General features: G+C 72.4%; 13 protein-coding genes. 7 read left to right on the forward strand and 6 right to left on the reverse strand.

Annotation, left to right across the window (positions count from 1 at the left end):
- Positions 1 to 9: 9 nt before the first annotated feature.
- Positions 10 to 1,089 carry a histidinol-phosphate transaminase gene (locus BR70_RS0103620; RefSeq protein WP_027464966.1) on the reverse strand — a complete coding sequence of 360 codons (1,080 nt, stop codon included), beginning with the start codon at positions 1,087 to 1,089 and terminating at the stop codon, positions 10 to 12.
- Positions 1,090 to 1,150: 61 nt separating this feature from the next.
- Between BR70_RS0103620 and BR70_RS0103625 the strand changes: the two genes are divergently transcribed.
- The 5 genes from BR70_RS0103625 to BR70_RS0103645 all read left to right on the forward strand — a co-directional run bounded on the left by BR70_RS0103625 (position 1,151) and on the right by BR70_RS0103645 (position 5,633).
- Positions 1,151 to 1,549 carry a phage holin family protein gene (locus BR70_RS0103625; RefSeq protein ID WP_027464967.1) on the forward strand — a complete coding sequence of 133 codons (399 nt, stop codon included), beginning with the start codon at positions 1,151 to 1,153 and terminating at the stop codon, positions 1,547 to 1,549.
- A 47-nt stretch (positions 1,550 to 1,596) separates the two neighbouring features.
- Positions 1,597 to 2,109 carry a low molecular weight protein-tyrosine-phosphatase gene (locus tag BR70_RS0103630; protein ID WP_017886476.1) on the forward strand — a complete coding sequence of 171 codons (513 nt, stop codon included), beginning with the start codon at positions 1,597 to 1,599 and terminating at the stop codon, positions 2,107 to 2,109.
- Entirely contained in the window at positions 2,106 to 3,491 is a 1,386-nt protein-coding gene (gene purB / locus BR70_RS0103635) for an adenylosuccinate lyase (protein WP_027464968.1), read from the forward strand. The genes BR70_RS0103630 and purB overlap by 4 nt, the downstream gene beginning before the upstream one ends.
- Positions 3,492 to 3,654: 163 nt before the next feature.
- On the forward strand, positions 3,655 to 4,821 hold the full coding sequence (locus tag BR70_RS0103640) for a hypothetical protein (protein ID WP_155896757.1): 1,167 nt from the start codon (positions 3,655 to 3,657) through the stop codon (positions 4,819 to 4,821).
- A gap of 2 nt (positions 4,822 to 4,823) precedes the next feature.
- Positions 4,824 to 5,633 (forward strand): L,D-transpeptidase, encoded by an 810-nt coding sequence (locus tag BR70_RS0103645; protein ID WP_231495636.1) that lies wholly within the window; start codon positions 4,824 to 4,826, stop codon positions 5,631 to 5,633.
- Between the two features lie 140 nt (positions 5,634 to 5,773).
- On the opposite strand, the gene BR70_RS0103650 is transcribed toward BR70_RS0103645, so the two are convergent.
- Positions 5,774 to 6,688: a LysR family transcriptional regulator gene (locus BR70_RS0103650; RefSeq protein WP_027464971.1), complete on the reverse strand. Its 915-nt coding sequence runs from the start codon at positions 6,686 to 6,688 to the stop codon at positions 5,774 to 5,776.
- 72 nt (positions 6,689 to 6,760) lie between these two features.
- On the opposite strand from BR70_RS0103650, the gene BR70_RS0103655 reads away from it, so the two are divergent.
- Positions 6,761 to 7,741 (forward strand): EamA family transporter, encoded by a 981-nt coding sequence (locus BR70_RS0103655; RefSeq protein WP_027464972.1) that lies wholly within the window; start codon positions 6,761 to 6,763, stop codon positions 7,739 to 7,741.
- On the opposite strand, the gene BR70_RS0103660 is transcribed toward BR70_RS0103655, so the two are convergent.
- Together BR70_RS0103660 and BR70_RS19330 are read right to left on the reverse strand one after the other, a co-directional pair.
- Entirely contained in the window at positions 7,710 to 8,687 is a 978-nt protein-coding gene (locus tag BR70_RS0103660; protein WP_027464973.1) for an epimerase, read from the reverse strand. The two genes, BR70_RS0103655 and BR70_RS0103660, sit on opposite strands and share 32 nt — an antisense overlap.
- A 1-nt stretch (position 8,688) precedes the next feature.
- A complete protein-coding gene (locus BR70_RS19330; RefSeq protein WP_051596594.1) occupies positions 8,689 to 9,357 on the reverse strand; it encodes a DUF4166 domain-containing protein in 669 nt (222 codons plus the stop codon).
- A 48-nt stretch (positions 9,358 to 9,405) separates the two neighbouring features.
- Here BR70_RS19330 and BR70_RS0103670 point away from each other — a divergent pair, with 48 nt between their 5' ends.
- On the forward strand, positions 9,406 to 10,320 hold the full coding sequence (locus tag BR70_RS0103670; protein WP_081827221.1) for a cation diffusion facilitator family transporter: 915 nt from the start codon (positions 9,406 to 9,408) through the stop codon (positions 10,318 to 10,320).
- A 229-nt stretch (positions 10,321 to 10,549) separates the two neighbouring features.
- Here BR70_RS0103670 and BR70_RS0103675 read toward each other — a convergent pair whose 3' ends face one another.
- Positions 10,550 to 11,155 carry a hypothetical protein gene (locus BR70_RS0103675; RefSeq protein WP_155896758.1) on the reverse strand — a complete coding sequence of 202 codons (606 nt, stop codon included), beginning with the start codon at positions 11,153 to 11,155 and terminating at the stop codon, positions 10,550 to 10,552.
- An 81-nt stretch (positions 11,156 to 11,236) separates the two neighbouring features.
- Positions 11,237 to 12,526, reverse strand: coding sequence for an MFS transporter (locus BR70_RS0103680; protein WP_027464976.1), 1,290 nt, complete (start codon positions 12,524 to 12,526; stop codon positions 11,237 to 11,239).
- Positions 12,527 to 12,564 lie beyond the last annotated feature (38 nt).

The following is a 12,564-nucleotide window of genomic DNA, read 5'->3' on the forward strand; positions in this document are numbered from 1 at the left end:
CGCCAGGCACTAGTCGGCCACCTGGAGGTCCCCCACAAGTGAGCGGGCTGTTTGGAGGAGCGTTTCCACAGCTTCGTGCTCGCCGATCGAGATGCGGATGCCCTCTGGCGGGAAGGCCCGGACGATGATGCCGGCGTCCTCGAACGCGGCCGCCGCAGCGACGGTCCGTTCACCCGTCGGCAGCCAGAGGAAGTTGCCCTGGGCGTCGGGGACGTCCCAGCCCTGTGCCCGGAGCTCGACGACGATCCGGTCGCGCAGGGTCGCGATCTCGGTCACGCGCTCGAGCAGCTCGGCCTCGCGTTCCAGGCTGGCGAGCGCCGCCGCCTGGCCCTGGGCGGTCACGGACAGCGGGATCGCACAGGCACGGACGGCGTCGAGCACGTAGTCCGGACCGAGCGCGTAGCCCACCCGGAGCCCGGCGAGCCCGTACGCCTTCGAGAAGGTGCGGAGGACCACGAGGTTGGGGTGCGCGGCGAGCAGCGGGTGGCCGTGCACGGCGGCCTCGTCGGTCACGAACTCCGCGTATGCCTCGTCGAGCACGACCAGCACCGACTGCGGCACCGCGGCCATGAACGCGTCGAACTCCGCGGCGGTCACGATCGGCCCCGTCGGGTTGTTCGGCGAGCAGACCAGCACCATGCGGGTGCGTTCGGTGACGGCCGCGGCCATCGCGTCGAGGTCGTGCCCACCGTCGGCACGGTTCGGCACCTGCACGCTGGTGGCGCCGGCGACCGTGACGACGCCCGGGTACGCCTCGAACGAGCGCCACGCGTAGACGATCTCGTCACCGGGGCCGGAGGTCGCGCGGGCGAGTTCGTGCAGGATCGCGACGCTGCCCGGGGCGACGTGCACCTGCTCGGCGGTCAACCCGAAGCGGTTGGCCAGCACGGCGCGCAGGGCGAGGGCGGTGGCGTCGGGGTAGCGGTTGTACGAGGTCTGGGCCTGCACGGCCTCGACGACCCCGGGGAGCGGCGGGAACGGGTTCTCGTTGCTCGACAGCTTGAAGGCGGAGTCGGACGCCTGTCGCCCCTGCTTGTACGCGGGGAGGACGGCCACCTCGGGCCGGATGTGCACACGCTGCTCGCTCACGGGTTCAGGCTACCGGCAGGCCCACGGCACCCACGAGGGGAAGCGAGGGCATCATGGGCGCATGCGATTCCTCGTCCGCCTCGTCGTCAACGCCCTCGCGCTCTGGCTCACCACGCTGATCGTCAGCGGCGTCTCCGTCACGCCGTTCGGTGACGGCGGGACCACCGCGACCGTCCTCACCTTCCTGCTCGTGGCGTTCGTGTTCGGGCTCGTGAACGCGGTGATCGGCACGGTCATCCGGATCGTGGCGTTCCCGATCTACATCCTCACGCTCGGGCTCATCTCGTTCGTCGTGAACGCGATCCTGCTGCTCATCGTCGCGGGCATCTCGGACGCGTTCGGCTTCGGCCTCGAGGTCGACTCCTTCGGCTGGGGCATCGTCGGTGCCTTCGTGCTCGCGGTCTTCGCCTGGCTGATCGGGCTCTTCGCCCGCCCGGTGCTCAACCGCCAGCGGGCGTGACCCCGGCGGGCCTCGCGGAGGACCCCGCCCTGCGTCATGATGTGCTCATGACCCAGGACGTCGACGCCCCGTTCCGCGTCTCGTTCGTCTGCAGCGGCAACATCTGCCGCTCCCCCATGGCCGGTGTCGTCTTCGCGCAGATCGCCGCGGACGCCGGCCTCGCCGACCGGTTCCAGGTGGAGTCGGCCGGCACCGGTGACTGGCACGTCGGTGAACCCGCCGACGAGCGCACGATCGCAGCGCTGGCGGCGCGCGGATACGATGGCAGCAGGCATCGCGCCCGTCAGTTCGACCCGGACCGGTTCCCGGACCTCGACCTGGTGGTCGCACTCGACCGCTCCCACGAGCGCATCCTGCGTTCATGGGCCCCGACCATGGACGACTCCGCCAAGGTGACGCTCCTGTTGCGGTACGACGCCGCCTGGCCCCAGCAGGCCGACGTGCCGGACCCGTACTACGCGGACCGGCACGAGTTCGACCGAGTGCTCTCGACCGTCGAACGGGCCTGCCGGGCGCTCTTCCACCAGCTCGAGCCGGCAGTCCGTCAGGGAGCCCCATGACCCCCCTTCCCCCGCAGCCGATCAGCCCGCTCGACGGGCGCTACTACCCGATCGTGCACACGGTGGGCGAGCACCTCTCCGAGGCCGGCCTCAACCGCGCGCGCATCGTGGTCGAGGTCGAGTGGCTCATCTTCCTGACCGACCACGCGATGTTCACCACCTCACCGCTCAGCGTCGACGACAAGGCCGCACTGCGCCGGATCGTCTCGACCTTCGGCCAGGACCAGATCGCGGAGCTCGCCGACATCGAGGCGACGACCCGTCACGACGTCAAGGCAGTCGAGTACTTCGTGCGCCGCCGGCTGTCCGAGCTCGGGCTCGACGCGATCGCCGAGCTCACCCACTTCGCCGCCACGAGCGAGGACGTCAACAACCTGTCCTACGCACTCACGGCGCGGGACACCGTCGACCAGGTCTGGCTGCCCGGCTTCCGCGCCGTGCTCGAGAAGCTCCGGACGCTCGCCGTCGAGCTGAAGAGCGTGCCGATGCTCTCGCACACCCACGGTCAGCCGGCCACCCCGACGACGCTCGGCAAGGAGCTCGCGGTCGTCGTCTACCGGCTCGAGCGGGTGCTCGCCCAGATCGAGGGCGGCGAGTACCTCGGCAAGTTCTCCGGCGCGACCGGCACCTTCTCGGCTCACCTCGCCGCGGACCCCGAGGCCGACTGGCCCGCGCTGTCCCGCGAGTTCGTCGAGGGCCTCGGCCTGACCTGGAACCCGCTCACCACGCAGATCGAGTCGCACGACTGGCAGGCCGAGCTGTACGACCGGGTGCGTCACGCCAACCGGATCCTGCACAACCTGGCGACCGACGTGTGGACCTACATCTCGATGGGGTACTTCACGCAGATCCCCGTCGCGGGTGCGACCGGGTCGTCGACGATGCCGCACAAGATCAACCCGATCAAGTTCGAGAACGCCGAGGCGAACCTCGAGATCTCGTCGGCGCTGTTCTCCACCCTGTCCGAGACCCTCGTCACCAGCCGGCTGCAGCGCGACCTGACCGACTCCACCACGCAGCGGAACATCGGCGTCGCGTTCGGGCACTCGCTGCTCGCGCTCGACAACCTGCGCCGCGGGCTGGGCGAGATCGCGGTGAACGAGGCCAAGCTCGCCGACGACCTCGACCACAACTGGGAGGTGCTCGCCGAGGCGATCCAGACGGTCATCCGCGCCGAGGTCACCGCCGGGCAGTCGAACATCGAGGACCCCTACGCGATGCTCAAGGAGCTCACGCGGGGCAAGCGGGTGAGCCAGCAGGACCTCATCGTGTTCGTGAACCGTCTGGACATCTCCGACGGCGCGAAGGCCCGGCTGACGAACCTGACGCCGGCGACGTACACGGGCCTGGCGGACGAGCTGGTCGACCACCTCGACGTCTGAGCACGATGCGGTGCGTCCTGACACGGACGCACCGCACCGCACCGCACACCAGGGGTGCGGAATCCTCACGAACTGGTAGGTTGATCGTGCTGAGCGTCGTCTCAGCACGGGGGGCGTCGCAGTGGACGAACCCTGTCCTCTTCACCGGATGGATCTCCACACCGTGCTTCGTTCCCGTATCGCCGCGGCCGCCGTCGGCGTCACCGTGCTCGGCGTCACCGCCGCGCTCGTCCCCACCGTCTCGACCGCCACGGTTCCGACGACCTCGGCGTCGCCGAACGTCACCTGGACCGACTCGGCCGCCGACTTCACGGCGGCGCCGGAGACCGCGGTCCCCCTGACCGACCAGTGGTACTGGGCGTCCCTCGGGGACCCGACCGCGGGTGGCAGCATCACCGACCACGCCACGATCGACGCCGACGGCCTGTCCGTGTCCGCGGGCGAAGCAGTGGGCATCATCCGCGGGCTCACCAAGCCGGTCGCCCCGAGTGGGCTCGGCGCACTCGTCTCCGGCGCCAGCGCGACGACGACCGGCGCGACGAGCTTCGCACTCGCGATCCAGTCGACCGCCGACAGCTCCGACCAGACCGTGGTCTTCGCCGCGGGCGACGGCGACGCCGGCCTGAGCGGCGCGTCCACCGAGTGGATCGACCCCGCCACCGGGACGACCGAGTCGACGAGCGAGCTCGCGACGGACCTCTCCGACGCCGGCGCCCAGGTCGTCGGGTACATCGTGTACGTCGGTCTCGACGCCTCGACCGGCATCCCCGCACCCGGCCCGACGGACGAGCCGACCGCACCGACCACCGAGAGCCCGGCACCGACCGTCGCGCCGACGGATCCGACCGTCGCGCCGGGCGGCCCGCTCGACCTCTCCGCGCCGCTCGAGTCCACGGCGCAGGCCCTCGCGGCCGATGCCTCCGGTTCGGTCTCCGCGCTGCGCGTCGACGACACCACGACGTACTTCACGCCGCAGCCCACCGCGGTGACGAGCGTCGAGGACACCCGCGTGTCGCAGTCGGTCTCCGGGTTCCAGGTCGTCGGCAGCGGGTTCGCGCCCGCCGAGGGCGTGCAGGCGACGATCACCCAGGGCGGCGAGACGTACGCGGTCGCCACCAACGCCTCCGTGGCCGACCAGGACGGCGACGTCGTCGTGGTCGTCGCACTGCCCGAGGGCGTGGCGACCGCCGGCGCGTTCACGGCGACCCTGGTCGGCACGTCCTCAGGCCAGACCGCCTCGGCGGCGGCGACCTTCATCGCCGACCCGGCCGGCCCGGCCGTCGCGCCGGTCGCCGTGCCGGTGCCCGGAACGGCGTCCTTCACGGGCTGATCTTGCCGATCCTCCCGACCGAGCCACGGCGGCGCGCGACACTGATCGCCGCCGCCGTGGCCGTCGTCTGTGCCGGGGCTGTGGCGTTCGTCGCCCTCGGCCCCCTGTCGGCGACGCCCACACCGGCACCCACGCGGTCCGTCGCCGCGTCCCCGACGCCCAGTGCGACGCCGACGCCGACGGCGACTCCCTCGACGAGTCCGGCCCACGCGGTCGACGCCCCCGTCAGCACCACCGTCGCCGCCGTCCGCGGCGACTCGGTTCCCGTGAGCGCGACCGCCGGCGGGGCGTCCGGCCAGACCCTGTCGAACCCGCAGCAGTCCGGCGCACCACTGGTCTTCCGCGTGGTCGACCGGCAGGACGGCTGGGTCCGGGTGCAGCTGCCGCAGCGTCCGAACGGCAGCCTCGGCTGGGTACGGACGGGCGCTGTCACCCTCTCCGAGGACCCGTACGCGATCGTCGTCACCCGCGCGGAGAACACCCTCGACCTGTACAAGGCCGGCAAGGTCGTGGACTCCTACCCCGTCGCGACCGGTACCGGCGGGACGCCGACGCCGACGGGCCGCTTCGCCCTGACCGAGCTGCTGGCGCCGACGAACGCCGGGTACGGCCCGTACGCCTACGGCACGACGGCGTTCTCGGACGTGCTCAACTCCTTCGGTGGTGGCCCGGGACAGATCGGGCTGCACGGCACCGACGACACCTCGAGCATCGGCACCGCTGCCTCGCACGGCTGCATCCGCATGCACAACGCCGACATCACCGCGCTCGCGGAGCTCCTGCCGCTCGGCACCCCGATCCAGGTGCGCTGACGCCCCTGGCGCCCACCGAGTGAGCAGAAGAGGTCGAGTCGCGGCGCGGGACCCGACCGCTTCTGCTCACGAAGCGGGTCTGCCGCAGCGCCCACGCGGCCTGGAGGCACGGCGCGCGTCCGGCGGTGGGCGCCACCGTCTCAGGTGGTGACCTCCAGGGCGACGGCGACCAGCGCCTCCAGGACGGTGCGGACCACGGGCCGGACGGCACGGTCGGGGCGGACCAGTGCCTCGATGCGGCGTCCGGCACGGACGTCGGCGAGTTCCGCCAGGTGGAAGCGCCCGGCGGCCCGCGTGCCCGACGTGTACCGCGGGACGAGTGCGATGCCGTGCCCTGCCGCCACCAGGTTCTCGATGACCGGCAGGTGGATCGTGCGGAACGCGACGCTCGGCGGGGTGTCCGTCGCCGCGGCCATCGCGTGCAGCACCCGGTCGATCGGGTACCCCTCCGGCACGCCGATCCAGCGTTCCGCGACGACCTCGTCGATGCCCACGCGTGCGCGGCCGACCAGGGCGTGCCCGGGCGGCAGGGCGACGTCGAGCGGTTCCCGCAGGAGCGGCACGGTGTCGACCGATCCCTGGTCGGCCGGTCGCACGCCGTCCGACCGGTGCCCGACGACCACGTCGTGGTCGGCGGCGAGCGGTGCGAACTCCCCCTCGCTGACGTCGACGTCGACCAGGGTCAGCGCGATGCCGGGGTGCGCCTGCATCCGGGTGAGCACGCCGGGCAACAGCAGTTCGGCGGCGGACGGGAAGATCGCCAGGGACACCGGTCCGGTCGTGCCGCCGAGGTGTTCCTGCCAGGCGGCGTGCACCCGGGCGATGGCGGTCGCGACCCCGGGTGCCAGGCCTGCCAGGACCTGGCCGTGCGGGGTCAGGCGGACGCCGCGCCCGACGCGTTCGACCAGTGGGACCCCGACCTGCCGCTGCAGCGTCTGCAGCTGCTGGGAGACGGCGCTGGGTGTGCGGTGGGTGGCCTCGGCGACGGCTGTGACGCTGCCACGCTCGGCGAGCTCGCGGAGGACCGCGAGCAGCTGCACGTCGAAGTCAACCATGCAGGGACCCTACATCGTGCTTCGCGAAGGATTCGATGGACCTACAACGTACTGGCCGGGACGATGAGGAGCATGACCGCTCGTGACCGTCTCTTCGCCGTCGTGGTGGCCGTGGTCTGGGGACTGAACTTCCCCGCGACGGCGCTCGCGCTCGAGCACTTCCCGCCGTTCCTGCTCGCAGCGCTGCGGTTCACGATCCTGGCGGTCCCGACGCTGCTGTTCGTGCCACGGCCGCGGATCCCGTTCGGGCGACTGCTGCTCGTCGGCCTCGGGCTCGGCGTGCTGCAGTTCTCGTTCCTGTACCTGAGCATGGCGTCCGGCATGCCGTCGGGGCTGGCCTCGCTCGTCCTGCAGGCATCCGCGCCCTTCACGGTGGTGCTGGCCGGGGTGTTCCTGCGCGAGCGGCTCACCGGCCGGCAGGTCGTCGGGGTCACCGTCGCCGTGGCCGCCCTCGCCGCGATCGCCCTGCACCGCTCGCAGACCGCCGCGCTGCTGCCCGTCGTGCTCGCGCTGTGCGGTGCGCTCGGGTGGGCGATCGGCAACGTCGCGACCCGGCGGGCGGGCGCCGCGAACCCGCTGCACCTGACCCTGTGGTGGTCGGTCGTGCCACCCGTGCCGATGGCCGTGCTGTCGCTCGTGGTCGAGGGACCGGACCGCATCGGGGCCGCACTCGGCACGGCGTTCACGCCGGCGGCGCTGCCGGCCGACCTCGGCCTGCTCTACATCGTGGTCGTCGCGACCCTGGTGGGCTACGGCATCTGGTCGCGGCTGCTGGCGACCTACCCCTCGAGCACGGTCGCGCCGTTCTCGATGCTCGTGCCGGTGGTCGGGGTGCTCGCGTCGTGGGCGGCCTTCGGCGAGGTGCCCGACCTGGTCGAGGTGCTCGCCGGCGCGGTCGTCGTGGCCGCCGTGCTGTGGTCGTCGCGTCCGGCGCGGGACCGCCGGCCGCGACCGGGCCGGAACCCGGCGCCGGATCCGGCCCCGACACCAGCTCCGGTCGACGGGGTCCCGGTGCCGGCGCTCAGCCCCGGTGCTGGCGGCGCTCCGCGATGATCCCGGCGAGCGCCCCACGCAGGTGCGGGTACCGGAACTCGTAGCCCGCCTCGGTCAACCGGGTCGGCACCACCCACCTGCTCTTCAGCACGAGTTCGGTCTCGGTGCGGATCGCGAACGACCCGAGTTCGAGCATCCACCGCCAGGTCGGTACCCCGAACCGGCGTCCGACGGCGTCGCGGATGGTCGCCATCACGGTGCGGTTGTCGGACGGGTTCGGGCTCGAGAGGTTCACCGGCCCCTCGATCTCCGGGTGGTCGCGGAGGAACCGGATCGACCCGAGGACGTCGGCGATGTGCACCCAGCTGAAGCGCTGCCGTCCGTGCGTGGGCCGGTGGTGGTGGTACGTGCCGGCGCGGAGCCGGGAGCGCGTCGGCACCCACGGCCCGTCGTACTGCGGCCCGCCGAGGCCCGCCTGCGCGAGCCGGAGGAGCGGCAGCAGGGCGCTGCCGTCGCCGAACACGATCGCCATCCGGAGCGCCACACGACGGGTGCCGGGCAGGTCGGCGCCGAAGAAGGCGTCCTCCCACGCGCGGGCCACGGAGACCGAGAACCCCTCGCCGATCTCGCCGGTGGTCTCGTCCTGCGGGCGGTCGTCGGCGTGCCGGTAGATCGTCGCGGTCGAAGCGTTCATCCACAGCGGCGTCGGGTGCTCCGACGTCCGGATGGCCTCGGCGAGCTCGAGCGTGGTGTCCACCCGTGAGCGCATGATCTCGGCACGGTTGCGTCGGCCGTAGCGGCAGTTGACGCTCTTGCCCGCCATGTTCACGACCATGGCGGCACCGTCGACGAGTTCCCGGATGCGCAGGGTGTTGCCCCACACCGCGTCGCCGGTCCGGCCGATGGTGACGACCCGGTAGCCCTCTGCCGCGAAGGCGTCCCGCAGGTACCGCCCCACGAAGCCGCTCGCTCCCGCGATCACGACGCGGCCCTTCTCGTCGCTCATCTCATCCCCGTTCTGTGTCCGGCGCGATCTCGTACCGGAACGCCCCCTCGTACCGGTACAGCGTGCCGACCACCGGCGCGGTGAGCACCAGGGACACGCGCTGCAGGTCGGCTTCGTCATCGAATCGTTCCGTGAGCGTCACACGCGGGCTCAGGGCGGCCGGGAGGCGCAGATCGCGTCCCAGCGCCCGGAACGTCACGCGCGTGGAGACCAGGCGCAGGGCGCCCGCGTCCGGACCGGTGTCGTCGACCTGCGCCCGCAGACGCGCGCTGACGCGCCCGCGGCGACCGAGGTGGTCGACCAGGCCGTCGGGTTCGGCGGTGATGGCGTCCACCATCGTGCGGGCTCCCGAGCGGAACCGGAAGGTGCGGTGCGCGCGGACGGCGGGGCGAGCCTCCAGGCCGGTGCCGGGTCCACGACGGACGCGAGCCGGGCGGTTCTCGACGGTGAAGGGCACGTCCCGTTCCCACACCGGGAACATGACGGCGTCGCGCGCGAACCACGCGAGGACCGGCCAGACCCACCGGCGCGGGGTGCCGACCACGGTGAAGACGCCCTCGCCGCGACCGACGTGTCCGGGCGGGACGGCAGCGAAGTAGGTCCGGAGCCGGGGGTGCAGCCGGGCCAGCACCTCGGGTGGGGTGGACAGCTCGTAGGGCGACCGGCTCACGCTGACGATCCTGGCATGTCGTCAGTGCGGATCCCTACGATGTCGCACATGGGACACGACCACGGGCACGGCGTCGGGCACGCCTCGGAGCGCGCCCTGCTCATCGCGTTCTGCATCTCGGCGGGCATCCTGCTCGCCGAGGTCGTGGGCGCCGTGGTCACGGGTTCGCTCGCACTGCTCGTCGACGCCGGGCACATGGTCGTCGACACCGGCGGACTCGGCATCGGACTCGTCGCGACGCGGCTCGCCCGCCGGTCGCCGACCGCACAGCGCACCTGGGGCTTCCAGCGGGCCGAGGTCCTCGGGGCCACCGCGCAGGCCGCGATCCTGCTCGCCGTCGGCGTCTACGTGATCATCTCGGCGGTCCAGCGGCTCGTCGTGCCTGAGGAGATCCACTCCGGGCCGCTGCTCGTCTTCGGCATCGTCGGACTCCTCGGCAACCTGGTGGCCTACGCGGTGCTGCTCCGGGCCTCGGGCGAGGGCTTCACCTCGCGCGCTGCCCGGCTCGAGGTCCTCAACGACACCCTCGGGTCGGTGGCCGTCATCATCGCCGCGGTCGTGCTCATGCTGACCGGGTGGGAGCGGGCGGACTCCGTCGCCGCGATCCTGATCGGCCTGCTCATCCTGCCGCGGGCGATCCGGCTGCTGCGCGAGACCGCGAACGTGCTGCTCGAGTCGACGCCGCCGGGGCTCGACCTCGACGACGTGCGGGGCCACATCCTCGAGCTCGACCACGTCATCGCCGTGCACGACCTGCACGCGACGCTCGTGGCGACCGGGGTGCCGAACCTGACCGCGCACGTGGTCGTCGACGACCACTGTTTCTCGACGGCGCACGCCCCGGCGATCCTCGACGAGCTGCAGCGGTGCGTGGCGGAGCACTTCGACGTGCCGGTGGAGCACTCGACGTTCCAGTTGGAGCCGGCGTCGCACCGGCGGCACGAGTACGAGGTGCACGCGTAGGGTCGCGCGCCCGGCGTGTGTGCGTCTCGGCGGCGCGGCGCTGCGGCGGTGGGGGACGACGCGGAACGACGAGGTCGACGTCGTACGACGACGACATCGTCGCTTCGTGCAGACGCGGACTGTTGCGTGGCGGTGGTTGCGACAGCGTCGATGTCGTACGACGACGGCGGTGTCGTTCGACGTCAGTGGGCAGCGTGGTCTGTCGCAGAACGGGTGGACAGCGACGGCGTCAGCAGTCGTCGGTGCGCGTGGGGTAGGCCGTGATCACCCGGTCGGTGGTGGCCGAGACGATCACCTTGACGAAGGGCTCATCGTCGGGGCGTGAACCGTCGTCGAACCGGACGGGTGCGGCGTAGCAGACCTTGCCGTCGCCGGCGTCGAGCGGGAACCCGGGGCGTGGGTTCTCGAGGGCCGTCTGCACCGCCGTGAGCATGGCGTCGTCCCAGTCGCGCGAGCCGTGCCCGGAGACGACGTCCTGCCAGTCGGCGGTGTGCCGCACCCGGATGTGCTCGTAGCCCTGGGCAGCGGTGCCGCACTGCAGGGTGACGCGGCCCAGGGCCTCGGTCTCGTACTGCGCGACGGCCGCCTGGGTCATCGTGTCGCACCGGCCGAGCGCCGTGCTGCCGGGCATGTCCGGCCCGGTGCGGGTGATCGTGACGGTGCCGTCGCCGGCGGCGGTCGGCGCGTCGGCCGGGGTCTGTGAGGTCGAGCCGGCGCCGATGGTCGGGTCGTCCGCACCCTGCCGTGCCGTCAGGAACAGCCCGCCGGCGAGGAGACCGGCGGCGACCACGGCCGCGATCCCAGTGATCACGGGACGGTTGCGGTTCCGGGGCACGCACCCAGTATGCCGGGAGTGCGTCCGCACGACGGAACCGGGTTCCGGGAGGCGACGGGCGGACGCCAGGCCCGTGGCGCATCAGGCGCGCGCGGCCAGCCGGGTGCCGGCGACGACGGCCAGGACGGCGACGAGCACGACGTACCCGATCAGGACGGGGAGCGTCGGGATCACCAGCAGCGCCGCCCCGACGGCCACGACCGGCACGGTGAGCCCGGCGTAGGCGATGAGGAACGTGGCCGCGAGCACGCCGCCCCGACGCTCCGGGCCGACCAGTGCTGCGGCGCTGCCGATCGCGGCGCGGAACAGCAGGCCGACCCCGGCGCCTGCGACGACCCCGCCGCCGATGAACCCGGCGACCTGCAGCAGGACCGCGGCGACGGCCAGGACGAGCAGCCCGACGACCAACAGCACCATGCCGAGCCGGATCTGCGCACGCTGCGACAGCCGGGCGAAGACGATCTGCGAGAGCGCGCTCGCGGCGAAGACCCCGAAGGTCGTGGCCCCGGCGGCCAGGCGGTCGGTGACGTGGAAGGTGGTGCCGAGGAAGCTCGGCGCGACCGACGTGAAGAGGCCCTGCACGGCGAGTGCCGCGAACGCTGCTGCACCGGCTGCCCAGAACGCAGCTCCCTGGCCCTCGGGAGCCTGCATGCGCTGCGGGCGGTAGGCCACGGGCTGCTCGGGGCGGCCGACCGTCTCCGGTGCGGCCAGCACCAGCACGAACGCGATGGCCAGCGCGATCACGAACACCACGTACGGGACCATGAGCGGCTGCCCGACGAACTCGGCGAGCGCTCCACCGACCAGGGCGCCGAGCGACAGCCCACCGAGGTTCACCGCCCCGGCGGCGACGCTCGCCCCCTTCGCGGAGTCGCTCGACCCGGTCGCACGGACCCGGAGCTCACCGAGGTGCGCCGTCGCGGTCGCCGTCAGCGTCCCGACACCGAGGCCGGTCACGAGCCGGGCGACGATGAGGCCGGTGACGTCGTTCCAGAGCAGGAACAGCACCGCGGCGACGAGCTCGAGGGCGATCGACACGAGGATGAGCGGGCGCCGCCCGTGCACGTCGCTGAGGTGTCCCGCCAGGTACAGCGACCCGACGACCCCGACCCCGTACGCCGCGAAGATCACGGTCGTGGTGAAGGTCGGGAACCCGTCACGGGCCTGGTAGATGACGTAGAGGGGCGCGGGGACGGTCGCGAAGGCCATCACCGCGAGGAACGCGAAGGCGACGACCCAGAAGCCGAAACCGTGGCGCCGACGGGTGTGGTCACGGCGTCCGCGCGGGGCGACGACACGGTCGCTCGCGGATGCGGGAGCGGCGGTGGTGGCGGGGACGGTGCCCGTCGGGGTGTCGGTGACGGTTGACATGCTCCGATGATCGCGCTCGGGGTGCATCGAGTCCAACG

This window comes from Curtobacterium sp. UNCCL17 (assembly GCF_000686685.1).
GTDB lineage: Bacteria > Actinomycetota > Actinomycetes > Actinomycetales > Microbacteriaceae > Curtobacterium > Curtobacterium flaccumfaciens.

Coding starts and splice junctions, on each gene's coding strand:
- BR70_RS0103625 (WP_027464967.1), top strand. CDS start 1,151: ATGCGATTCCTCGTCCGCCTCGTCGTCAACGCCCTCGCGCTCTGGCTC.
- BR70_RS0103630 (WP_017886476.1), top strand. CDS start 1,597: ATGACCCAGGACGTCGACGCCCCGTTCCGCGTCTCGTTCGTCTGCAGC.
- purB (WP_027464968.1), top strand. CDS start 2,106: ATGACCCCCCTTCCCCCGCAGCCGATCAGCCCGCTCGACGGGCGCTAC.
- BR70_RS0103650 (WP_027464971.1), bottom strand. CDS start 6,688: ATGGTTGACTTCGACGTGCAGCTGCTCGCGGTCCTCCGCGAGCTCGCC.
- BR70_RS0103655 (WP_027464972.1), top strand. CDS start 6,761: ATGACCGCTCGTGACCGTCTCTTCGCCGTCGTGGTGGCCGTGGTCTGG.
- BR70_RS0103660 (WP_027464973.1), bottom strand. CDS start 8,687: ATGAGCGACGAGAAGGGCCGCGTCGTGATCGCGGGAGCGAGCGGCTTC.
- BR70_RS0103670 (WP_081827221.1), top strand. CDS start 9,406: ATGGGACACGACCACGGGCACGGCGTCGGGCACGCCTCGGAGCGCGCC.
- BR70_RS0103680 (WP_027464976.1), bottom strand. CDS start 12,526: ATGTCAACCGTCACCGACACCCCGACGGGCACCGTCCCCGCCACCACC.